The 22,929-nt window shown below is 72.5% G+C and carries 18 protein-coding genes and 1 pseudogene; 9 read left to right on the top strand and 10 right to left on the bottom strand.

Going from position 1 to position 22,929, the window contains the following annotated elements:
* Nucleotides 1–258: hypothetical protein (locus IT347_08530; protein MCC6349621.1), on the bottom strand; the 258-nt coding region annotated here is incomplete at its 3' end.
* An 85-nt stretch (nucleotides 259–343) separates the two neighbouring features.
* Between IT347_08530 and IT347_08535 the strand changes: the two are divergent.
* A pseudogene (locus IT347_08535) lies at nucleotides 344–535 on the top strand (transposase).
* Here IT347_08535 and IT347_08540 read toward each other — a convergent pair.
* Nucleotides 532–1,452 carry a cation transporter gene (locus tag IT347_08540; GenBank protein MCC6349622.1) on the bottom strand — a complete coding sequence of 307 codons (921 nt, stop codon included), beginning with the start codon at nucleotides 1,450–1,452 and terminating at the stop codon, nucleotides 532–534. The pseudogene IT347_08535 and the gene IT347_08540 sit on opposite strands and share 4 nt — an antisense overlap.
* 254 nt (nucleotides 1,453–1,706) lie before the next feature.
* On the opposite strand from IT347_08540, the gene IT347_08545 reads away from it, so the two are divergent.
* Nucleotides 1,707–3,176: an efflux RND transporter periplasmic adaptor subunit gene (locus IT347_08545; GenBank protein MCC6349623.1), complete on the top strand. Its 1,470-nt coding sequence runs from the start codon at nucleotides 1,707–1,709 to the stop codon at nucleotides 3,174–3,176.
* Nucleotides 3,173–4,390, top strand: a complete 1,218-nt coding sequence (locus IT347_08550) for an ABC transporter permease (GenBank protein ID MCC6349624.1) — start codon at nucleotides 3,173–3,175, stop codon at nucleotides 4,388–4,390. The genes IT347_08545 and IT347_08550 overlap by 4 nt, the downstream gene beginning before the upstream one ends.
* A gap of 12 nt (nucleotides 4,391–4,402) precedes the next feature.
* On the opposite strand, the gene IT347_08555 is transcribed toward IT347_08550, so the two are convergent.
* Both IT347_08555 and IT347_08560 read right to left on the bottom strand, forming a co-directional pair.
* On the bottom strand, nucleotides 4,403–7,105 hold the full coding sequence (locus IT347_08555; protein MCC6349625.1) for a hypothetical protein: 2,703 nt from the start codon (nucleotides 7,103–7,105) through the stop codon (nucleotides 4,403–4,405).
* Between the two features lie 33 nt (nucleotides 7,106–7,138).
* Complete coding sequence (locus tag IT347_08560; protein MCC6349626.1) at nucleotides 7,139–8,719, bottom strand: hypothetical protein; 1,581 nt, start codon at nucleotides 8,717–8,719, stop codon at nucleotides 7,139–7,141.
* Nucleotides 8,720–8,815: 96 nt separating this feature from the next.
* Between IT347_08560 and IT347_08565 the strand changes: the two genes are divergently transcribed.
* From IT347_08565 to IT347_08575, 3 genes are read left to right on the top strand one after another with little or no spacing between them, the layout of a single operon-like run.
* Complete coding sequence (locus IT347_08565; protein MCC6349627.1) at nucleotides 8,816–10,096, top strand: hypothetical protein; 1,281 nt, start codon at nucleotides 8,816–8,818, stop codon at nucleotides 10,094–10,096.
* Complete coding sequence (locus IT347_08570; GenBank protein MCC6349628.1) at nucleotides 10,093–10,806, top strand: methyltransferase domain-containing protein; 714 nt, start codon at nucleotides 10,093–10,095, stop codon at nucleotides 10,804–10,806. Before IT347_08565 ends, IT347_08570 begins: the two co-directional genes overlap by 4 nt.
* Before the next feature lie 34 nt (nucleotides 10,807–10,840).
* Complete coding sequence (locus IT347_08575) at nucleotides 10,841–12,583, top strand: AMP-binding protein (GenBank protein MCC6349629.1); 1,743 nt, start codon at nucleotides 10,841–10,843, stop codon at nucleotides 12,581–12,583.
* 22 nt (nucleotides 12,584–12,605) lie between these two features.
* Here the strand turns inward: IT347_08575 and IT347_08580 are convergent, their stop codons facing one another.
* The 6 genes from IT347_08580 to IT347_08605 all read right to left on the bottom strand — a co-directional run bounded on the left by IT347_08580 (nucleotide 12,606) and on the right by IT347_08605 (nucleotide 19,833).
* Nucleotides 12,606–13,022: a hypothetical protein gene (locus IT347_08580; protein MCC6349630.1), complete on the bottom strand. Its 417-nt coding sequence runs from the start codon at nucleotides 13,020–13,022 to the stop codon at nucleotides 12,606–12,608.
* A gap of 85 nt (nucleotides 13,023–13,107) precedes the next feature.
* Nucleotides 13,108–14,397 carry an MFS transporter gene (locus IT347_08585; GenBank protein MCC6349631.1) on the bottom strand — a complete coding sequence of 430 codons (1,290 nt, stop codon included), beginning with the start codon at nucleotides 14,395–14,397 and terminating at the stop codon, nucleotides 13,108–13,110.
* Between the two features lie 103 nt (nucleotides 14,398–14,500).
* A complete protein-coding gene (locus IT347_08590) occupies nucleotides 14,501–15,118 on the bottom strand; it encodes a cupin domain-containing protein (protein ID MCC6349632.1) in 618 nt (205 codons plus the stop codon).
* 178 nt (nucleotides 15,119–15,296) lie between these two features.
* The gene (locus IT347_08595; protein MCC6349633.1) at nucleotides 15,297–17,078 is read right to left on the bottom strand and encodes an ABC transporter ATP-binding protein; all 1,782 of its coding nucleotides are present in this window, start codon (nucleotides 17,076–17,078) and stop codon (nucleotides 15,297–15,299) included.
* 44 nt (nucleotides 17,079–17,122) lie between these two features.
* Nucleotides 17,123–18,868 carry an ABC transporter ATP-binding protein gene (locus tag IT347_08600; protein MCC6349634.1) on the bottom strand — a complete coding sequence of 582 codons (1,746 nt, stop codon included), beginning with the start codon at nucleotides 18,866–18,868 and terminating at the stop codon, nucleotides 17,123–17,125.
* Between the two features lie 62 nt (nucleotides 18,869–18,930).
* Nucleotides 18,931–19,833, bottom strand: coding sequence for a hypothetical protein (locus tag IT347_08605; GenBank protein ID MCC6349635.1), 903 nt, complete (start codon nucleotides 19,831–19,833; stop codon nucleotides 18,931–18,933).
* A gap of 165 nt (nucleotides 19,834–19,998) precedes the next feature.
* Here IT347_08605 and IT347_08610 point away from each other — a divergent pair, with 165 nt between their 5' ends.
* The 3 genes from IT347_08610 to lysA are packed head-to-tail and all read left to right on the top strand — an operon-like array spanning nucleotide 19,999 to nucleotide 22,886.
* The gene (locus tag IT347_08610; protein MCC6349636.1) at nucleotides 19,999–20,991 is read left to right on the top strand and encodes a D-2-hydroxyacid dehydrogenase; all 993 of its coding nucleotides are present in this window, start codon (nucleotides 19,999–20,001) and stop codon (nucleotides 20,989–20,991) included.
* Between the two features lie 3 nt (nucleotides 20,992–20,994).
* The gene (locus IT347_08615; GenBank protein ID MCC6349637.1) at nucleotides 20,995–21,603 is read left to right on the top strand and encodes an NTP transferase domain-containing protein; all 609 of its coding nucleotides are present in this window, start codon (nucleotides 20,995–20,997) and stop codon (nucleotides 21,601–21,603) included.
* Nucleotides 21,600–22,886, top strand: a complete 1,287-nt coding sequence (gene lysA / locus IT347_08620; GenBank protein MCC6349638.1) for a diaminopimelate decarboxylase — start codon at nucleotides 21,600–21,602, stop codon at nucleotides 22,884–22,886. Before IT347_08615 ends, lysA begins: the two co-directional genes overlap by 4 nt.
* Nucleotides 22,887–22,929 lie beyond the last annotated feature (43 nt).

The raw sequence follows: 22,929 nt of genomic DNA on the forward strand, positions 1-22,929 counted from the left end.
CCCGACTGCGGGCGACGGCACGCGGAGGGTTTGTTCGCCGAGCGAGCAGTCCCGCAGCCAGATCGGCGCCGGCTCCGTGAACAGTCCCCGCTCGTGCCGCCGCCCGCAGCCCGAACACTCGTGCTGCCCCGAGCGCCGCTCGATCCGGACCACCTTCACCCGGCCTCGCCGCGGATGCCTCGTCTGCACGACGCCAACCACTTCGAACCCTTGCAACCCGAGATACGTCGCGACAAGATCGTCCCGCTCCTGGTTCATCCCTCTGGTTCCTCCTTCTTGGTCGAAGAAGAGCCATGGATGAACCGGAGCGCCTACGCCGTCAACTCAGGCGCGCTCCACGGAATATCGAGAGGAGCCGCAATTGCCGCTTTGCATTGCGCGAAGTCAATGGCGCCTGTTCCAGGCCGTGTGCTGGCTCAAGGAGTGCCGTCGGCTCGGCACCCGGTTCGAGAAACTGGCGGTGAACTTCCTCGCGATGGCTGACCTGTCCTTCATCGAACGCTATCTGCGGGTGGCGTTCGCAAACTGCACCTAGCTCTCGGCCCGCAGCCCTCCGCCTTCGCGCCCCCGGGCGCGCTCGCCCGGCAGCGCCGGCTCGACGTGCACGACGACGTCGGTGAAGCCGGGCCAGCGGGCGCGAAGCCGGTCCTCGACACGGTGGCCGATCGCGTGTGCGTCGGCGATCGGCATGCGTGGGTCCACCAGCACGTGCAGGTCCACGTGCACGTCGTCGAGCGGACCGCGGCTGCGGACGTTGTGCACCTCGAGGACGCCCTCCTCCTGCACCGCTTCGGCCTCGACGAGGCCCGGCTCGACCCGTCGCTCGTCCGACAGCGTCGAAAGCGTGCCCTGCAGGACGCCGAAGCCGGCGCGCAGCACCAGCACGACGACCACCGCGGCCGCAACCATGTCGGCCCAGGCCCATCCGAGCCGGATCGCGAACAGGCTGGCGAGCACGAGCGCGGTGGCGAGCAGGTCGCTGCCGGTGTGCGCGGCGTCGGCGATCAGCAGCTCGCTCTGCAGCGCGCGCCCGGCCCTGCGCTCGACGAGCGTGACGACCAGATTGATCGCCATCGTCGCGAGCAGCAGGTAGTAGCCCGTCGCGGTGACCCGCGGAACGACCGGATGATTCAGGCGGTCGATCGCGGTGGTGGCGATCTCGAAGCAGCCGACCAGCATCATCATCGCCACGGCCAGGGCCGCGAAGGTCTCGAACTTGCGGTGGCCATAGGGATGGTTCGCGTCCGGCGGACGCGAGGCGACCATGATGCTCACCAGCCCGATCACGTTCGACATGCTGTCGAGCAGCGAGTTCAGCCCGTCGGCCTGGATGCCCAGCGCTCCCGAGCGGCGGCCGTAGACGAGCTTGGCGACGGCGACCAGCAGGTTGAGCACGAGCGTGCCCGCCAGGACGAAGGCGATCCTTCGCGTGCGTTCGGTTCGTCGTTCCACCACGGCGCCTCCCATAAGGAACGGAAGCTACTTCAGGTCATGGCCCGGTCAAAGAAGTCGGCCGGGGCGCGATGCGGCCGCGCTCGTGCGGCGCGTGCGCGCGTTCGTTCGCACGCGGCGCTGGCCCGTGGAACGGACCGCTACTATCGTGCGTCCATCTTCACGAAGCGGCGAAGCAGGGCCGTCCCGCCGGGCCTCACAGGCCCGGACTCGCACGCGCCGGCCGGGTTCGACCGCCCACCCCAGGAGCCGACGTGAAACTGAACCGCTGGGCTGTCCTCGGCCTCGCCGCGATCGTCGTGGTGGCGGCCGTGTGGGTCGTGCGCGCGCGCCAGAAACCCGCCGCCCCGAAGTACCGGACGGCCGCCGTCGAGCGCGGCGACGTCACCGCCACCGTTTCGGCCACCGGCACGGTCAACCCGGTCATGCAGGTCGAGGTCGGCAGCCAGGTGAGCGGGACGCTGAACAAGCTGTACGTGGACTACAACTCGCGCGTGAAGGCCGGACAGGTGCTGTGCACGATCGATCCGTCCGCCTTCAAGGCCCGGCTCGCGCAGGCCGAGGCCGCGCTCGCCAGGGCCGACGCCGCGCTCAAGGACGGCAAGCGCCAGCTGGCCCGCGCGCAGGAACTCGTGCACGACAACTACATCTCGCAGGCCGACGTCGAGGCGGCCGAGGTCGCGGTCGAACAGCGGCAGGCCGACGTCAAGCAGGCGCAGGCGCAGCTTCAGTCCGCGCAGGTGGACCTGAACAACACGACCATCCGCGCGCCGATCGACGGCGTCGTCATCTCGCGCTCGATCGACGTGGGACAGACGGTCGCGGCCAGCCTGCAGGCGCCCAAACTGTTCGTGATCGCGAACGACCTGACGCAGATGCAGGTCGAAACCAGCATTGACGAGGCCGATATCGGCCGCATCCGTCCCGGGCTGCCGGTGGCGTTCAACGTGGACGCGTTTCCGGACCAGGAGTTCGAGGGCAAGGTCTCGCAGGTCCGCCTCGAGCCCATCACCGATCAGAACGTCGTCACCTACACGACGGTCATCGCGACGCGCAACGACGCGCTGCAGCTCCGCCCCGGCATGACCGCGAACGTCACCGTCACGGTGGCTTCGCGCAAGGACGTGCTCAAGGTGCCGAACGCGGCGCTGCGGTTCCGGCTTCCCGGCAGTGGTGGGAGCGGGGCGGGTGGCTGGGGGGGCGGAGGGGGTGGAGGAACCGGGAATGGCGCGATGCGCCGGAGCTTCTCGTGGCTGCTCGATCGCATCGCCCCGCCTGCGTACGCGCAGGGCCGGGGCGGCTCCGGAACCGCGGGCGCGGGCCGCGCGGGCGGACGCCCGGCGGCGGTGCGGGACTCGGCGTCCGCCGTTCGCGGTGGCGGCCCGGCACGCGCAGCGAGCGGGGGCGAGAGCGCCGGCGCGCGACCCTGGGCGAAGGGGCTGACGGGCGGGCGCAATTTCGCGGGCGCGCCGGGGAGCGGACCCTCCCCCGAGTACCGTCCCGGAAGGGTCTACCTGCTGCAGGCCGGCAAGCCGGTCGAGGTGCGTGTCATGTCCGGCATCACCGATGGCACCATGACCGAGGTGCGGGGCGACAACCTCAAGGAAGGCGACCTCGTCGTGACCGGGATCGAGCTGGCCCAGTCCGATCGCGGACAGGACCTGCAGCCTCCGGCCGGAATGGGCGGGCCGCGCTTCGGACCGCGTCCGGGTGGCCGCCGATGAACCTGCCGATGCTGGCGCAGCTCGGGCTCCAGGCGCTGACGCGCAACCGCATGCGCGCCGCGCTCACGGTGCTCGGCATCGTCATCGGCGTCGCCGCGGTCATCGCCACGCTCGCCATCGGGCAGGGCGCGCGGGCCGCGGTCCAGCGGCAGATCCGCTCGCTCGGCGCGAACGTGATGACCGTCCGGCCCGGCACGATTTCGGCGGGCGGCGTGCGCATGGGCATGGGCGGCAACACGACGCTGATGCCGGACGACGCCGTGGCGATCCGCCGGGAATGTCCGGCGGTCGCGGCGGTCTCCCCGCTGGTCCAGCGCGGCGTGCAGATCGTGTACGGGAACATGAACTGGGGCACGAACGTCCAGGGCGTCGCTCCCGAGTTCGTGGACATCCGCCAGTGGCCGGTCGAGGACGGTGCGATGTTCACCGACTCCGACGTGCGCGGCTCGGCCAAGGTCTGCGTCATCGGCACCAAGGTGCGCGACCAGTTGTTCGGCTCCGTGGACCCGGTCGGCAGCATGCTCCGCATCAAGGACGTTCCCTTCCGCATCGTCGGCGTGTTGAGCCACAAGGGCGGACAGGGCATGGGCGGCGATCAGGACGACGTCGTGCTCGCCCCGTGGACGACCGTGCAGAGCCGGCTGCTCGGCGTCACGCACCTGAACGCGATCATCGTCTCGGCGGTCAGCGAATCGCAGGTCGAGGACGCCCGCACGCAGATCACCGAGCTGCTGCGCCAGCGGCACCGCATCCGGCCGGGCACGGACGACGACTTCTTCATCTACACCCAGCTCGACATCGCGAGCACGGCCGAGTCCACCAGCAAGGTCATGACCACGCTGCTCGCCAGCGTCGCGGCCGTCTCGCTGCTGGTCGGCGGCATCGGCATCATGAACATCATGCTCGTCTCGGTGACCGAGCGGACGCGCGAGATCGGCATCCGTCGTGCGATCGGCGCGAAGAAGCAGGACATCCTGCTCCAGTTCCTGGCCGAGGCGATGTTCCTGTCGCTCGCCGGCGGCGCTCTTGGCGTGACGTTCGGCATCGCCGCCTCGACCGCCATCACGAACCTCGCCCGCTGGCCGACGCAGGTGGAGCCGCAGGTCGTGGTGCTGGCGCTGGGCTTCGCCTCGGCGGTGGGCGTGTTCTTCGGCTTCTACCCGGCCAAGCGCGCCGCGGATCTCGACGTCATCGAATCGCTCCGCTACGAGTAGTGGAGCCCCGGGTCAGCGCAGGATCGTGACGCGCTGCGTCGAGATTTCGCGCCCGGCGACGCGCACCGTCGCGAAATAGAGTCCCGGGGCGAGCGCCGCGGGGACGGCGGCGACCAGGTCGCTCGCGCCCGGTTCGAGCCCGCCGCGCCAGAGCGTGGCGACGCGCCGGCCCTGGACGTCGTGCAGCGCCCAGTCCACCGGTGCGGCTTGCGCGAGCGCGAGCGGCAGGCGCAGCGCGCCGCGCGTCGGGTTCGGCCAGGCGCGCCCGCACGAGACGGCGCCGCTCCCGTGCGGCACATCCGCGGCGGCCTGGCCGGGATGGTGGACGCGCACGCGATCGATCCACAGCCCGGCGCCGCCGATCCAGTCGTCGGCGCACGCCCGCACCAGCGCGCGCGCCGGGCCCGGCACGAACGGCGAAAGGTCCACCGAACGCTGCACCCATCCGGAGCTCCGTCCGCTCCAGCAGGCCTCGAATCGCGGGATGGAGAGCGAACCCGACTGCATGACGTGCGTGTAGCCGGGCACAGGGTTCGCGGTCAGCGTCGCCGTCGAGCCCCATGGCTGGACCTCGACGCGAAAACCGTCCCAGGCGTTGCCCGCGTCCTGCTGTTCGAAGTCGTGCCACTCGTCGAACCGCAGGCTCGCCCCCGGCTCGATGCCGTACGTCCACGGCAGGTAGAGGATGGCGTCGGAGTGCGGCGGGTAGGGCAGTCCCCCCGGCGCCCCGAAATGCCACGCGGTGCCGCCCTCTGGGGACGAGCGATACGTGTCCGGGGCCCACGGGTCGCGCATGGACCAGATCGCCGACAGGTGGAAGTAACCGCTCGGGTTCTCGAAGTCGTCGAGGATGTCGCGCACGATGCGCATGGTGTCGAACGAAGCGTTGGAGTAGCCGACGTTGCCGGCCTGCGAGCGGTCGCGGGCGGCGAAGCGATAGGCGACGCGGTGACCAGGGTCGAGCCCCGCCCCGAGCGAGACGACGAACGAGTCGCCCCCCGCGTGCGTCACCGGCACGGCGGCGACGGGGCCGCCGTCCGCCGCGACCTCGCACCAGACCGAATCCACGCCGAGGTTGTCCGTCACGCGCGCGAGCATCGCCTGCGGCATGCGCGTGTCGGCCTGCGCCGGCACGGGCACGTGCGCGAGGGTCGGGGGCGTGAGGTCGGGCCCGCAGAAGTACGCGAGCGGCGCGGCACCGCCCCCCGCGGGGGACTGCGCCGCGAGCGCGGGACTGCCGGCGTCGGCCGAGATCCAGTATTCGACCTCTCCGGGCGTGGCCGGGATCACCGCCGCGAACGAGTCGGCTCCGGCGGGAGCCATCGGCAACGTCGTGAACGGGCCGCCGGCGCCCGCCCGCCAGTGCAGCGCGACCGAAGGCGGCGCGGCGAGCGCGAGCGCGCCGCCCTCGCGCGCGACGCGCGCGACCACCGGGCGCGGCGCAGACGCGTCCTCGGTGTCGGCGAGGGGCTCGTGCGCGATCACGAGCCGCCCCTCGCGCGAGGGCAGCCGCACGTCCACCGACCCGCGCCCGGCGGTGGCCTCGACGACGAGCGAGGGAAAGCGCGCCCGCAGCGCTCCGAGCTTGGCGAGGTCGGCGGCGGTGGCGTCCGTTCCGCGCGGAACGACGAGCACGAAGGCGACACGCCACGCGTGCGGCGCCTGCGCGGACGCCGGCAGGCGAGGACCGTTCAGCCGCTCGAGGTCGTCCAGCGTCCAGAGCGTCGCCCGGCCGTGGCAGCCGATGCCGACCCCGGGGATGCTCCATGGCACGTAGTCGCCTGGCGGGTTCATCCCGGTCGGGTCGTTGACGACGAGCAGCGACTCCACCTCGCTCCGCGGACGCAGGCCCATGAGGTACTGGTCGAGCGCCCCCCACGTCGTGGTCGCGCCCGTCGTCACGAACGAATCGCCACCGACCCTCGTCCAGTCGCAGCCCTCCATGAACGAGGAGTCGGAGTCGAAGAAGAAGTTCCAGTGCTGTCGGTCGCGCCCGAGCAGCGACGGCGCGGGCGTTCCGGCCGAGTCGAGCCAGGTGTAGGCGAGCCAGCGGTGACCGAACTCGTGCGCGAGAAAGCCGACCGCGTTGAACGTGTCGCCGGGCGGCACCTCGTCCGGGTTCTCGGGGTAGCGGTGCAGCCCGTTCATCGTCATGACCGTCTCGAGGCGCGAAGGGCTGCCGAACGACGCGCCGAGATCGAAGCGCGAAAGCCCGATGCCGTCGGTGTTGTTGCGGACCACCCAGGCCGCCGCGAGCGCCGTCGGAGAGCCGAGCCACTGGTCGAGGCCGCTGGCGAGGTACACGGCCAGGAACTCCACCGAATCGTCGTGCGTTCGATAGAAAGCCTGCGTCATCGCCGCGACGTCGAGGACGTTGTGGCTGCCCTTGTCCGTGTAGAAGAAGGTCCCATCGTCCTCGAGCACGGCGATGCCCGCCGTGTCGGCGCTGTGCGGCGTCGGCTGCGGGGCGGCGAGCGATTCACCGGCGCGGCGCACGGCCAGCTCGAACGAGGACTCGAGGCGCGTGCCGCACGCACCCGGGTCGGCCTGCGACGGAATCGCGGCCAGCGGACCGGCCACGGGCGGGGCCGCCGGGTCGAATCCGCGTCCGGCGCCCCGGGACACGTGCGGCCAGGGCAGGGGCGCCGCGAAGGCGGGCAGGCAGGCCGCCGCGAGGGCGACCGGAAGCACGAGGCGGGGGAAGGCGGGACGCACGCGCGAAGTCTAGCGGTCGGCGCGGGGGAGTGGCTAACGTTTCGTCGCGCGCTTCGGCGCCCGCTTCGGTCGCGTCGGCGGGGGGACCGGGGCCGGCGCCTGCGAGAGGGCGGCGTCCGGTTCCGCGGGTGACGCGGTCGTCACGGAGTCGAGCGGAGCGCCGCGACCGTCCGCGGCATGGAACCACAGCACGTCGCCCGGCCGCCTCGCCGGCCGGTCCGCTGGCGCCGACGAGGAGTCCGACGCCTCGGGCAGCGCCGCGTATTCCTCGCGCGTCACCCACAGCGCCGGCCGGCGGAGCGTCCACGCCACGAAGTCCGGGGTGTCGGAGAAGACCGGGTTGCCCCCGGGCATGGCCGCCGGCAGCGAGGCGAGCGCCGACCGTTCGCGGGCGAGGCGCGCGCGCGCCGCCGCGCCTTCCCGCCAGCCGCCGGCGAGCGCGGGCAGCTCGCTCACGCCGAGCAGCAGGGTCAGGACCGTCATCCAGGCTCTCGGCCCGCGGTACCGCGGCGGCAGCCAGTCCACGAGCTCGGCGGCGCCGCGCGCGGCGCCGAGCGCGAACACGGGCAGGAAGGGCACGACGTAGCGCGGGTCGGGCAGCGTCACGGTCATGATCGCGAGCGGCAGCATCGCGAGCGCGGCCGCCACCATCGCGAGCACCCGGCTCGCCGGAGCCTGCAGGGCGAGCAGCGCTCCGATCGGCGCCAGCCAGCCCGTGAAGTCCGAGGGCGAGAGCAGCACCCGCTTGAGCGCGCGCGGGAAGAACACGAGCCACTTGCCCGGCAGGCCCGCCAGCGAGTCCGCGAGAACCTGCGGCCAGGCCCGCGGCGGAATCGCGAAGTCGCGCATCACCGAAATCTCGGGCCGCGCTCCCCAGTAGCCGACCAGCAGGTACCCCGAGAGATTGAACAAAGGCGAGCCGGCATGCATCCACCCGTGCCACATCCACGGCAGCAGCGGCGCGAGGGCGACGAGCACGAAGCGCCTGCGCGCGGGACCGGCGAGCAGCGCGAGCAGCGGCAGCGCGAGCAGGAACTCGGGGCGCACGAGCAGACCTGCGCCGAGCGCGAGCCCGGCCCGCAGCCCTCGCGGGCGCGTGCGGGCGAGTTGTTCGAGCGCCAGCGCGAGCAGCCAGGCGCCGAGCACCAGCGCGAGATCGTGATGGACCGCGCGCAGCGTCAGCGGCGAGAGCGTGAACGCGAGCGCCGCCGCCGTGCCGGTCGGCGGCGTATGCCAGCGCTCGCCGAGGCGGCGCAGCGCAAGCGCGGCGAGCACCGCGAACAGGGCGGCGAGCCAGGCGAGATGGTCGAGCGCGCCGGGACCCGCGAGGGCGACCAACGGCGCGAGCAGCACCGGCACGAGCGGCCCGTGCACCAGCACCGGCACGCTGCCCGAAGTGTCGCGCAGACTCCAGAGCGGCGGATGCACGACCGGCGTGTGGAAACCGTGTCCGGCAAGCAGCGAGCGCGCGACGGCGCCGTACTCCCAGGAGTCGTCGAGCGGATCGGGCACGCCCGCACGGAGCCCCGCGAGATCCACGAGCCAGAAGAGGACGAGGAAGATCACCGTGCCCGCGAGCCACGAGCGCGAAGTCCGCGTGGCGTACGTGCGCATGGCGGGGCACGGTGGCACACGCCGCGCGCGAAGGTCAACGCGCGTGCGGTATAGTTCCCGGGCGCTTTTCGCCGACGACTCGCCCGGGAGCCTCGCGTGAATCTGGACTGGTGCCGCCTGAGGTCGGTGGTGATCGAGAGCGACGACTGGGGCCTGTGCGGCTGGGTTCCGGACGATCAGGCGCATCGCGTGCTCGCGGACCAGCCGGCGTTCCGCAGCGAGGCCGGATTGCGCTACGGGCGCTCGACGCTCGAGAGCGCGCGCGACGTCGCCGAGCTGGCCGCGGTGCTGCTGCAGGTCCGCGGCGGCGACGGCCTGCCTCCAGTCCTGCAGGCGAACACGATCGTCGCCTCGCCCGACTTCGAGAAGCTCGCCCCGGAGGCGCCCGAGTCCGCCGAGCCTCCGCTCGCCGGTTTCGGCGAGGCCGGCGGTCGCTGGGAGCGCCCCGGGTTGCTCGCCGCGGTGCGGCGCGCCTGCGAGCAGGGGGTGTGGTGGCCCGAGCTGCACGGCCTTCATCATCTGCCGCTCACGGCGTGGCTCGCCGCGCTGCGGCGCGGAGACCACGACGCCCGCGCGGCGCTCGCGCAGCGCAGTCCCATTTGCGCGGCGGCGGAAGCGGGTGGCGAGTTCGGCGCCGGGGAGCCGCGCGAGGTTCGCGCGCGCGGCCTGCGCGAGGCCGTCCGGCGTTTCGAGCAGCTGTTCGGACGCAGGCCCACGTCGTTCTGCCCGCCGGACTACCGCTTCGACGACTGGCTCGAGTCCGAAGCGGAAACGCTCGGGCTGAACACGCTGCAGGGCAAGTCCGAGCAGGACGGCCGGCCGCTCGCCGGCCTGCGCCGGCGGATCCTGAAGCCGCGCTTTCCGCACTTCGCGGGCGCACGCTTCTACCTGCCGCCGCGAATCGCGTTCGAGCCGCGAGGCGACGCGCGATCCGCCGGGCGGCTCGGCGCCGACGCCGCCCACCGCGCCGCGCGCGAAGCGTGGCGCCGCGGCCAGCCCGCGGTGCTCAGCACCCACCGGCTCAACTACGCGCACCTCGACGAGGCGTGGTCCAAGGCGGGGCGCGAGGCGCTGGCCGGCCTGCTCACGGCCCTCGCGGCCGACGGCGCGGTCTTCCTCACGGACGCCGAGGTGCGGTCGCTCTCCGAGCGCGGCTGGTCGCTGCGTGCGCTCGGTTCGCGCGGCGCGCTGCTTCGGCATTACGGTGCGCCGCTCGAGCCGCTGCGTTTTCCGGCGCCGGCCGGCGCGGGCGGGGCGCGGCTTCGCCCGCCCGTCGATGGCGCGGGCGCGACCGAGGGCGGAGTTCGATTCGAGGCCGGAAGGATCGAGGCCCGGGTGCAACCCGGGGAGCACCTGATCGAATGGGAGCGGGCATGAACGGTGGGTGGCGGAGGCTGACCGGCGGCCCGACGGGCCGCTGGACCTTCTGGAAGTTCAACTGGCTCGCGAACCACAAGCTCCTCTCGGCGATCGAACGCGCGCGCCCGCACGCGCGCGGCGACCTGCTCGACATGGGCTGCGGCGCGAAGCCGTTCGCCCCGCTGTTCACCGGGCACGTGCGCCGCTATTGGGGCACGGACCTGTCGAAGTCCCGTTACCTCTCCGACGCCCGGCTGGACGCGTTCGCGCGCGCCGAGGCGCAGCCGTTCCGGGACGGCTCGTTCGACACCGTCGTCGGCTTCTCGATGCTCACCTACCTGCCCGAGCCGGCGAGGATGATCGAGGAGGCGCACCGCGTGCTGCGCCCCGGCGGCACGCTGATCCTGGAGTTCACCCAGATGGTGCCGCTCCACGACGAACCGTGGGACTTCTTCCGCTTCACGCGCCACGGTGCCGAGTACCTGCTGCGCCGCGGCGGATTCGAGCCCGTCGAGTACATCCCGGTCGGGGGCCTGTGGGCGCGGGTCGGGCTGAGCTCGATCGCGGCGCTGAACCGTCTCAATCGCGGACCGCTGCGCGTCGTGACCGAGGTCCCGGTGCGGCTGCTGTACATCGTGATCCAGCTCGTGTGCGAGGGGCTGGACCGGCTGTTCTTCGATCCGCGCGAGGTGCTCGCGCACCTCGTGGTCGCGCGCCGCCGGCCTTGACCCGGTCCGGCCGGGCCGCCTAGGTTCGATGGCGATGAAGTCCGTGAAATCCGCTGCGCCCACCCCGGTCGTCCGCCTGCTTCCGCAGCTGGTCGAGTACGCCTCCCGTCAGTACGGCGATGCGCCGTTCGTGCTGCGCTGGGACGGCGCGGCCTGGACGGGCTACTCGTTCCGGCAGGCGGCCGCGGCCACCCACGCGTTCGCGGCCCTGCTCGCGCGCGAAGGCGTCCGTGCCGGCGACCGGGTCGGACTGCAGAGCGAGAACCGGCCCGAGTGGGGGCTCGCGTACATGGCCATCCTCGAGCTCGGGGCCGTGGTCGTGCCGCTCGATGCCGCGCTTCGCGAGCAGGAGGTGGGCGAGATCCTGGCGACCGCCGGCGCCGAGTTCGCGGTGGTGAGCGCGCGGCTGCACCCGGTGCTCTCGGCCGTGCGCGAGGGACGACTGGGTTCGCTGCGCCTCGTCGGGCTCGACGACCTGCCGGGCCTCGCCTCGTGGAGCGAGGCGCAGCGCGAGTTCGCGGGCGCACCGGCGCACGAGCCGTCCGCCCAGGCGCACGACCTGGCGGTCATCATCTTCACGTCGGGCACGACCGGGCAGGCGAAGGGCGTCATGCTGTCGCACGGCAACCTGCTCTCCAACGCCGAGGGGGTCGCGCGCACGATCGACTGCGGTCCGGGCGACCGGATGCTGAGCGTGCTGCCGATGCACCACACGTTCGAGTGCACGATCGGCTTCCTGTGCTCGCTGCGGACCGGCGGCGCGGTGTGTTACGCGCGCGGCCTCGATTCGAAGCAGCTGCGCGAGGACATGCGCACCAGTTGCGCGACGATCTTCGTCGCCGTCCCGCTGCTCTACGAAAAGCTGCTGTCCGCGATCCACAAGCGCATCGCCGAGGCGCCTCTGGCCTCGCGGCTGCTCGTCCACACGCTGCTCGGCGTGACGCGGGCGGTGCGCATGCTCACGGGAGCGCGCGTCGGCGGGCCGCTGCTGCGATCGTTGCGCGACAAGTCGGGGCTGGGGCACGTCCGGATCTTCGCCTGCGGAGCGGCGCCGCTCGCGCCGCACGTCTTCTGGGGCTTCACCGACCTCGGCTGGACGATGCTCGAAGGCTACGGCCTGACCGAAACCTCCCCGGTGACCTGCCTCAACCTGCCGCGCAAGTCGCGTCCGGGCGGCGTGGGCTGGCCGCTCGTCGGCGTCGAAGTGCGCATCGACCATCCCGACGCCGACGGCAACGGCGAGATCGCCGTGCGCGGGCCGAACGTGATGCTCGGCTACTACGGCAATCCGGCCGCGACCGCCGAGGTGCTGCGCGACGGCTGGTTCTACACCGGCGACCTCGGACGCTTCCTGCCCGACGGGCGCGTGCGCATCACCGGACGGCTCAAGAACATGATCGCGACCGCGGCGGGCAAGAAGATCTACCCCGAGGAAGTCGAGGTCATGCTCGCGAACAGTCCCTACGTTCTAGAGGTCGTCGTGGTCGGCGGGCGCGACGCGCGGGGCGAGCGCGAGGAGGTCCACGCGCACATCTACCCGAACCTGACCGAACTCGAACTGCTCGCGCGCTCGCAGGGCAGGACCTGCGACGAGGCGTTCGTCGAGGCGACGCTGCGGGCGGACGTGCAGGCGCGCTGCGCTCCGCTCGCGGCCTACAAGCACGTCAAACGCGTGATCGTGCGCCGCGGCGAGTTCCCCAAGACGACGACCGGCAAGATCAAGCGGCAGGGTCTCGACGCGCCCGCGCCCGCGGCCGCCGCGACCGGCGTCGCCTGACGCCGCGGCGGGGCGGGCGATCTCAGGGCGACTGCGGCCCGCCCGGCGTGGCCTGCCCCGCGGTCGGCATCGGGACGCAGGCGACCGCCGGATCGTTGTCGTCGTACATCGTGATCGTGCAGCGCGTCCGCGGCGGGCCCGGGGCGATCTCGCCCCCGCGCCAGTCGGGAGCGCCCTCGAGGCCCTTCCACTCCCAGCGCAGGCGGAAGTCGGAGGTGCGGGAGACCGCGATGGGGATCGTGGTCCGCGCGCCGGGAGCGATTTCGTCACGGACGTAGGTCCTGCCGTCCACGGTGAGCCGGACGCGCAGCATCTCGCGCGTGCCTTCGTTGACGAGCACGGCCTCGGAGTCGGTGTTGCCGGTGAGCAGACCGCCGCGATGGTTCCAGCCGTACCACACGACGGCCACGAGGAAGACGAGGAACAGCAGTCGCTTCATGGGACCTCCCTGGCCGCCGTCGGATGGCGGCGCGCGCAGCGTAACGCTTCGCGGCGGATGGCGCGCAGCGAAATCTCGAATGCCGTCAGTCGCCGCCCGGCCCGTCGGCCCTCAGGCCCTTCGCCTCCTCGCTCAACCGCACTCCGGCGTCCGACTCGGGCACGTTGCGGAAGGCCAGCCAGAACGTCGTCGCGGCGATGAAGTAGAGGACCGCGGTCAGGTAGAACGGGGTCGCGTAGCCGAAGTGCTCGATCACCACGCCGGCCGCGACCGCGCTGATTCCCCAGCCGATGTTCCAGACCAGGTTGATCGTCGTCGTCGCCCGCGCCCGCAGCGCCGTCGGCATCGCCTCCATGACGAAGGTCTGCAGCAGCGGCGTGGCCGCCTGCATGAACGTCGCGCGCAGCCAGAAGGAGCCGACCGCGACCGGCAGGTGACGCTCGGCGCCCAGCGTGACGAGGAATGGCAGCGACAGCAGCTCCGAAAAGAGGGCCGTTCTCAGCTTGCCGAAGCGTCGCGCGAGGGCCGGCCCGATCAACGCGGCGGCGGCGGTGAAGACCTGCGCGACCGAGAAGAACGCGCCGATCTGCCCGCTGGAGCAGGCGAAGCGGTCCTTGAAGTAGAGGTTCATGAACGGGATGACCAGTCCGGCGCCCATGCCGATCAGCCCCGAGTTGATCGCGATCGGGCGGAGTCGGGCCCACTCCTCGCGGGTCGGAGGGGCCTGGCCGTGCGTCAGCGGCCGCTCGACGATCCCGCGCAGGCCGGCGAGCGGGATCAGCGTCGAGAGCGCGAGTGCCGCGCCCGCGAGCAGCCCGACGCGGTACGCCCCGAGCAGCGGCGTCGCGGGAAGGATCGCGTGCACGATCCTCGGGATCACGCCTCCGATCGCGCTGCCGAGCACGCCGGCCAGCAGCGCGCTGGCGAAGAACGTGCTGAACAGGTGCGTGCGCTCGCGCGGGCTCGAATGCTCGGTCAGGAACGGCGCCGCCGCGATCTGGAAGAGCGCCTGTCCCGCGCCGATGACGAAGCCGGTCGCGAGAATCGGCGCCGGATCGGTCAGCGTCGCGCGCAACAGGTGGCCGATCCCCTCGAGCGTCGCGCCGAGCACGAGGCTGCGCCGGCGTCCCCAGCGCTCGGCGAGGGCTCCGGCCGGCAACGCGGCGACCACCAGCCCGAGCGCGTTCATGGAAAGCGCCTTGCCCACGAAGCTCTCCGGGTAGCCGGCCTCGACCAGGTAGAGATTGAAGAGCACGGCGAAGACGCCCTGCGCGCTCCACACGAGGAACTCGGCGAGCAGGTAGATGCGCGCCGGCCGCGAGAAGGCACGGGCGGCGTCGAGGAAGTCCGCAAGGGCGGCGCGCGGTGACATCATGGACGGAAGGACTCCCGGCGGGCCGGGGAGCAGGCCCGCGCACGAAACGCGGAACGGCGGCTCGCGTCGAGCCGCCGTTCACCGCCGCGAAAGGACGCGGGGCTCAGGTGCGCGTCGCCGATCCGAAGGCGATCTCCGAGTCGAAGGTGTACGGCTGGCCGCCGCGCGGGCGCGGCGCGGGTTCGAACGCCGCGGGCGTCATGGCGATGAGCACCCGGGCGGGTTCGGGGCCGGCGTTCTCCAGGGCATGCGGAACCCGGCCATCGTAGTGGCAGGAGTCGCCGGGCTCGAGCGTCAGCGTGTGCTCGCCGCACGCCAGGTGGACGCGGCCTTCGAGACACAGGAGAACTTCCTCGCCGTGGTGATAGTGACGCTTGTCGCCGGCGGTCTGTCCCGGGCCGAGCTCGGCCACGACCAGCTCGAGGTTGCGCCTCGGCAGCGCCGAGAGCACTTCGACCTGGCCGGCGTTGCCGCCCACCAGCAGCCGGGGCCGGTCGCCGGCCCGGACGACGTGCGGCGCCTGTTCCTCCTCGACGACGAGGTAGGCCACCGAGGTCTCGAGCGCGCGGGCCAGATCCTGGAGCGTGGCGAGGGACGGAGAGGTGCGGCTGTTCTCGACCTGGCTGATGAAGCCTTTCGAGAGGCCGGTGGCTTCCGCGAGCTGCTGCACGGTCAGCCCGCGACGAAGGCGGAGGTCACGGATCTTCTTACCAAGCTGCATGTCGCCTCCTGGGGCAGGGAGAGGGGATGCGCACGACCGGCGTCAGTTCACAATGTTAGAACATGATTCAGTGAGCCTTCAATCGGTTTATTGAGGCTGGTGCTTGCGCTGCGCCGGGGGCCGGCGGGCGCCCCGGGTGCCGGCGCTCGCGCCGGCCTGGGGACCCGCGCGCCCGGGTTCAGACGGTCGCGCCGGAGCGCGGGTCCGAGCCCAGGTACTGGAGCTGGTAGAGCCGCGAGTACAGGCCGCCCAGCCGCATGAGTTCGGCATGCGTGCCCGACTCGCGCACGCGCCCGTGGTGCAGCACGACGATGCGGTCCACGTCCTGGATGGTGGAAAGGCGGTGCGCGATGACGAGGCTGGTGCGGCCCAGCATCAGCCGGTGCAGCGCCTCCTGGATGCGTCGCTCGGTGTGGGTGTCCACGCTCGAGGTCGCCTCGTCGAGCACCAGCACGTCCGGCTCGCGCGCCAGCGCGCGGGCGAACGACAGCAGCTGCTTCTGGCCGGCGGAAAGCGAGGCGCCCCGCTCGCGCACCTCGGCGTTCCAGCCGCCCGGCAGGCGCTCGATGAACTCCTGCGCATGAACCTCGCGCGCCGCCCGCCGCACCGACGCGGAGGCGAGTCGCGGGTCGCCAAGGGTGAGATTGCCCTCGATCGAGCCGCTGAAGAGAAACACGTCCTGCAGCACGAGCCCGATGCGCTGCCGCAGTTCCTCCGCGTCCCACTGCGCGAGCGGCCGGCCGTCCACGCGGATCTCGCCACGCTGCGGCACGTAGAAGCGCAGCAGCAGGCTGGTCAGCGTCGTCTTTCCCGAGCCGGTGGCACCGACCAGCGCGACCTTCTCGCCCGCCTCGACGGTGAACGACACGTCCTCGAGCACCCAGTGCTCGTCCTGGTAGGCGAACCAGACGTGCTCGAACTCGAGGCGCACGCCGCGCGCGCGTCCGCCTGCGGGCGCGGCCGGCGGAACCGGCGATGCGGGCGCGCGCGGGGTGTCGAGCGCGACGGCCGCGACGTCCACCGGCGTGTCGAGCAGGCCGAAGATCCGCTCCGACGAGGCCATCGCCTGCTGGACGATGCCGTACTTCTCGGACAGGTCCGAGATCGGCCGGAAGAAACGCTGGGTGTACTGGATGAACGCCACCAGCGTGCCGAGCGTGATGCCGGTCCACATGACCTGCCGGCCGCCGTACCAGACGATCAGCGCGAGCGCGATGGCGGAGACGAGTTCGAGCAGCGGGAAGAACACCGCATGGTAGGTGTTCGCGAGCAGGTTCGCCTGACGATGTTCGGCGTTGATCGCCGCGAACGCCGCATGGTTCCGGGACTCGCGTCCGAGCAGCTGGACGGTGGACATGCCGCCCAGGTTCTCGTTGAGGAACGCGTTCAGCTTGGCGAGCTGGGTCCGCACCTCGCGGAACACGGCGCGCACCCGCACGCGGAAGACGAGCGTGACCACCAGGATGAGCGGCAGCACCGAGAAGGTCACCGCGAGCAGTTCGACATTGAGTTGCGCCATCGCGACGACGATGCCGACGAGCATGAACAGGTCGCCGAACAAGGCGACGACGCCGGCGGTGAAGAGCTCGTTGAGCACGTCCACGTCGTTCGTCACCCTCGTCATGAGCCGCCCGATCGGATTGCGGTCGAAGAACGAGACGGGCAGGCGCTGCAGGTGGCGGAACAGGTCGGTCCGCAGGTCCCGCATGATGGCCTGTCCGACGCGCTGCATGAGCTGCGCCTGCACGTACCCGAGCCCGAACGCGATGGCCAGCGCCGACAGGTAGACCAGCGCGATGCGGTCGAGCAGGTACAGGTCACGGTGCCGGATGCCCAGGTCGATCGCTTCCTTGGTCAGGAAGGGGAACGCCAGCTGGACGGCGGCATCGGCGAGCGTGACGAGCACCGCGAGAGCCACCTGCAGCCGGTAGGGCTTCAGGTAGCCGGCGATCCGCAGCATGAGGCGCCGGTCCAGCGGCCGGCTGGAGTCCTCCTCGAAGGCGCTCACGACGCCTCGATCTCCTCTTCGAGCTGCTGGGCGCGGTGCAGCGCCGCGTAGTGTCCGCCGAGCCGCAACAGCTCCTCGTGCCGCCCGCGCTCCACGATGCGGCCTTCGTCGAACACCAGGATCTGGTCGGCGTCGCGCACCGTGCTCACGCGATGCGAAACGATCAGGGTGGTCCGCCGGCGCATCTCGGAGCGCAGTCCGCGCAGGATCGCGTCCTCGGTGTGCGTGTCCACGCTCGAGAGGCAGTCGTCGAGGAGCAGCACCGGAGTGTCGCGGAGCAGAGCGCGGGCGATGGCCGTGCGCTGCTTCTGGCCACCGGAGAGCGTGATGCCGCGCTCGCCGATGCGCGTGTCGTAACCGTGCGGAAAGGCGAGCACGTCGTCGTCGAGGCTGGCGACGCGCGCGACGCGCCGGACGCCCTCCTCGTCCGCGGTCTCGACGCCGTAGGCGATGTTCTCGCGGACGGTCGCCGAGAACAGGAAGGCGTCCTGCGGGACCACCGAAAGCCGCGCGCGCAGCCACGCCAGGTCGAGATCGCGCAGGTCCGCGCCGTCCACGAACACGGTGCCCGGCGGCGGATCCTGCACGCGCGGGAGCAGCGACAGCACGGTGCTCTTGCCCGCGCCCGTTCGCCCGACGAGCGCCACGGTCGTGCCCGCGGGCACGTGGAACGAGACCGCGTACAGCGCCGGCGCCGAGGCGCCGGGATAGGTGAAGGTGAGGTCGCGGAACTCGATCTCGCCCCGCAGCGCCGCCGGTCGCCGGGCCCCGGGCGCGCTCGTGACGCCGGGCGGCGCGTCGAGCAGCGCGGCGATGCGGCCGAAGGACGCCGAGCCGCGCTGGAAGATGTTGATGACCCAGCCGAGGGCCACCATCGGCCAGTTGAGCATCCCGAGGTAGACGGTGAACGCCACGAACTGGCCGAGCGTGATGCGCCCGGCGATCGTCTCGCGACCGCCGAGCCAGAGCGCGAGCAGGGCGCCGAGCCCGGAGAAGAAGGCCAGCGACGGCTGGAACAGGCCCGAGGTCCGGATCAGGTCCACGTTCTGGTCCACGTAGTCCTCGTTCAGGCGGTCGAACTCCGCGGCTTCGCGGCGCTCGGCCGCGAACGCGCGCACGACCCGGACGCCCGCGAGGTTCTCCTGCACCATGGCCGACAGCCGGGCGAAGTGTTCCTGCACGCGCTCGAAGCGGCGGTGAATGCGCTCGCCGAACCACCAGACGGACAGCGAGACGATCGGCAGCGGCAGGAGCGAGTAGAACGCCAGGCGCGGGCTGATCGCGACCATGAAGGCGATCGAGACGGCGCTCACGACCAGCGTGTTGACCGTGTACATGAGGCCGGGGCCCACCATCATGCGCACGGCGGCCAGGTCGTTCGTGGCGACGGACATGATCTCGCCCGTGCGGTGCCGCTGGAACCACGCGGCGTCCTGCTTCTGCAGGTGCGCGAACAGTTCGTTGCGCAGGTCGTACTCGAGGTGACGGGAGATGGCGATGACCGACTGGCGCATCCCGTACTTGAACAGGCCCGCGACCGCGGCGATGCCGAACAGGATCAGCGCGTAGCGCCCGAGCTTGGCGGACGTGACGCCGCGGTAGAGGTCGTCCACGGCGAACCGCAGCACCTGGGGTTGCGCGAGCGCGACCAGGTTCGCGCAGGCCACGCAGACGATGCCCCACGTCAGCCCGGTGCGATAGCGGGCGGCGTGGCGCAGCAGTCGGGCGAGGTGGGAGGGTATGGCCGCTCCTGACTCCGCGGCGCGGCCCCGCAGGAATGCGGGGCCGCGCCGCGGTCACGACCTCACGGTCGCTTCGCGCCGCCGAGGAACCCCTGCAGGCGATTCAGCTTCGTGCTCTTCCACGACACGCCGGCGTAGTACTGGTCGAGGTGCGGCACGTTGCGTCCGGTCGGGCTGTGCCACGAGCCGAAGAACGCGTCGAGCCGGTCGTCCACCCGGTAGGTGAAGCGCGGTCCGGCGAGGTGCAGCGTGGTTTCCCACGGCCGTCCGGTCTGCGTCGTGAAGTCGCCGGCGTAGAGCCCCGCGACCTGCAGGTTCCCCATCCACAACGCCAGCGCGGCATGGACGGCCACGTGATCGGCCCAGTCCGACTTGCGCGGCAGCGGGAGCGTGGCGCCCTCCGGTGCCTTCTCGCGCGCGCCGAGCGTGAAGAACTCCGTCTGGTAGGCGGCGCCGGCTTCGACGAAGCCGCGGCCGCCGAGCGGCGCACCGGTCTGCAGTCCGGCCGAGAGAAGCTGCAGGCCGCTGCCCAGTCCGGGCTGGAGGTCGCTGTTGTAGCCGGAGGGCGCCGACCAGTTCAGCTGGATCGCGGTGGCGCGGGCCCCGTTCGCGAGCGAGAGGCGCAGGCCGAGGTCGAAGTCGCCGAAGCCGGACCGGGTCGCCGTCGGCCCCGCCTCGGCGCGCACCGTGTTGCTGACCGCGGGTAGCGCGAGCTGCACGCTCCAGCGCTTCTTCCAGCCCAGTTCGGTGTAGGAGCTCAGCGCGCGCTGCTCGAGCAGCCCGCCGTACGGCATCCGGACGCCGTCGTCGTCGTAGTAGGTGCCGGTGGAGAAGAAGCTCCCGCGGAGCTCGGTGTAGTACTCGCCCGGGGCCAGGGACCACGGTCCGGCGGCGGCCACCGTGGCGCTCCCCGCGGCGATCGCGGCGGCCGCGATCGCGGCGAACTGGAAACGGCGCAGGCTCATCCTGCCTCCTTCGGGGAACGGCTCGATTCCGGTCATGGACGCGCGAATCTATCCGGCGTGCGCGGGGCGTGCAAGGCGCGCCCGGGCTTCCGGGCGCGCCTCGATTCCCGCGCGGCGCGGGCCGGTTCGCCGTGCGTCGCGGCGCTGTGGCATCCTGCCCGCCGCATGTCCGCCCTGAGAGTGCTCGAGTGGGTCCGCGACCCGGCCGGTATCTGGAACATGCCCGAGGCGACCGTCGCCGAGCTGGCGCGCGAGTTTCCCGACGTGCGCTTCGACGATCCGGCCACGCGGGAGGAGCGCGACGCGCGACTGCCGCTGGCCGACGTCGTGCTCGGCTACGCGCTGAGCCCGCGCAACTTCGCCAGCGCCCGGCGCGTGCGCTGGGTGCACTCCACCGCCGCCGGTGTCGGGCACGTGCTCTTCCCGGAGCTGATCGAAAGTCCGGTGATCGTGACCAATTCGCGCGGGCTGCACGCGCACTCGATGGCGGAACAGGTGCTCGGCATGATGCTCGCGTTCACGCGCCGGCTGCACGTCTCGCGCGACCTGCAGACCGCCCGCCGCTGGGCCCAGGCCGAACTCTGGCGGGCGAGCCCCGGATTCGAGGAGCTCGCCGGGGCGACGCTCGGACTGGTCGGCTTCGGCCGCATCGGCGGGGCGATCGCCACGGCGGCCCGCCCCTTCGGCATGCGCGTGCTCGCCGTGCGCCGGCATCCGCGGCCCGACCCGGCGCCGGCGGACGAGCAGTGGGGGACCGAGCGGCTGGGCGACCTTCTGGAGCGCTCCGACTGGGTCGTGCTGGCTGCGCCCCACACGGGCGAGACGGACCGGCTGATCGGCCGTGCCGAACTGGCGCGCATGAAGCCGACCGCGCGGCTCGTGAACGTGGCGCGCGGCGCGCTCGTGGATGAAGAAGCCCTGATCGAGGCGCTGCGCGAAGGCCGGCTCGCAGGCGCCGCGCTCGACGTCGCGCAGACCGAACCGCTGCCGCCGGAAAGTCCGCTGTGGACGATGCCCGAGGTCATCCTCACGCCGCACACCTCGGGTGCGGGCCCCCGCTTCTGGGAGCGGGTCCGAGAGCAGTTCGCGGGCAACCTGCGGCGCTTCCTTGCGGGCCAGCCGCTCGAGAACGTCGTGGACAAGCGGGGAGGGTACTGAGTCGTGGCCGGTACGCTCGGCATCCTGCTCGCCGGCGGTCGGGGAGCGCGGCTCGGTCTCGGATCGCCCAAGGCGCTCGCGCCGTTCGGGGAGACCACGCTGCTCGACCACGCGCTGGTCACGCTGCGCGGGGCCTGCGACGAGGTCGTGGTGAGCGCGCCGGCGGAACTCGCTCTGCCGGTTCCGCGGGCGATACGGGCGGACGATCCGCCGGATGCCGCCGGACCGCTGGCGGGGCTGGTCGCCGCGCTGCGCGCCCGTCCGTGGTCCCGCGCGCTCGCGCTCGGCGTGGACCTGCCCCTCGTTTCGGCGCGGCTGCTGCGCGCGCTCGGCGCGCTGCTCGAAGGTCACACCGCCGTCGTCCCGGTTCCGCGGGCCCGCACGCAGCCGCTCGCCGCATGGTACGCGCCGGCCGCGCTCGAGCCGCTCGCCGCGGCGCTCGGGCGCGGCGAGCGCGCGCTGGTGCCCGCGGTGCTCGCCCTGGATCCACGACTCGTCGCCGACGACGAGCTGGCGGCGCTCGGAGCCGCGCCGGAGTCCTTCCTCAACGTCAATACGCCCGAGGACCTCGCGAGCGCCGTCCGCGTCCGCGGCGCGGGGCATCGCGCGTGAGCGTCACCGGCGACCGGCAGGGAGTGCTCGCGCTGGGCGGCGTGCCGCTCGACGAACTGCTCGCGTCGCTGCGCCGGCGGGACCCCGCGGCGCGCGCGTTCTGGGCCTACGACCTCGACGCCTTCACCGCCCGCGCTCATCGGCTGCTCGCCGCGCTCGCGCCGCTCGGCGCGCACGCCGCGTACGCGCTCAAGGCGAACGGCCTGCCGGCGCTGGCGCGCACGGCCGCCGCCGCCGGGCTCGACGCCGACGCCGGCTCGCTCGGCGAGCTCGCGCTCGCCGGGCACGCGGGCTTCGGTCCCGGGCGGCGGACGTTGAGCGGCAACGGCCGTACGCGCGAGGAGGCCGACTGGGCGGCGACGCACGGCGTCGCGTTCGTCAGCGCCGATCACGTCGGCGAACTGGATCTGCTCGAGGATGCCGCGGCGCGATCGGGCGCGAAGTTGCGGGTCGCGCTGCGGGTCAACCCGGGAATCTTCACCCCGGGCCACCGTCACGTCGCGACCGGTCACCTCGACGCCAAGTTCGGCGTCGAGCCCGGCGAAGCGCTCGAGGCCTGGGCGTCGCGCGCGCGCTGGCCGAACCTGCGGCTCGACGGACTGCACCTGCACGTCGGCTCGCAACTGCTCGAGACGGCGCCGCTCGAGGGCGCGGCGCGCTTCGCCCTCGAGCTCGCGCGCCAGTCCGAATCGCGCGGCGCGCCGCTCGCGGCCGTCAACCTCGGCGGCGGTTTCGGCGTGGACTACGAGCGGGGCGGCGACGGTTTCCCGCTCGAGCGCCACCTCGGCGACCTGGCGCGTGCCCTGGCGGGAGGCGGGCTCGAATGGCGTTTCGAGCCGGGCCGCTGGCTGGTCGCGCCCGTCGGCGTGCTGGTGGCCGAGGTGTCGTGGGTCAAGCTGCGGCGCGGAAGCGCCGGCGAGCAGCGCTTCGTCGTGCTCTCGGCCGGAATGAACGACCTGCTCCGGCCGGCGCTCTACGGCGCCCGGCATCGCATCGTACCGGTGCGGCCCCGTCCGGGCGCCGGGTCGCCGGCCATCGTCGTCGGTCCGGTGTGCGAGAGCGGCGACACGTTCAGCGCCGACGCGACGCTTCCACCGCTCGAGCGCGGCGATCTGGTCGCCCTGCTCGACGCCGGCGCCTACGGGTCGGCGATGTCGTCGAACTACAACGGGCGCGGCCGCCTCGCCGAAATCGCCGTGACGGGCGGGCGGGCGCGACTCGTGCGGGCCGCCGAATCCCCGGCCGAACTGCTGGCGCGCCAGACCGACCTTCCGCTGTCGTAGCGGCCGGGCCGCCGCCGCCCGCAACCCGAAGGGCGGCACAGCG

The sequence above is a fragment of the Candidatus Eisenbacteria bacterium genome (genome assembly GCA_020847735.1).
GTDB lineage: Bacteria > Eisenbacteria > RBG-16-71-46 > RBG-16-71-46 > RBG-16-71-46 > CAIXRL01.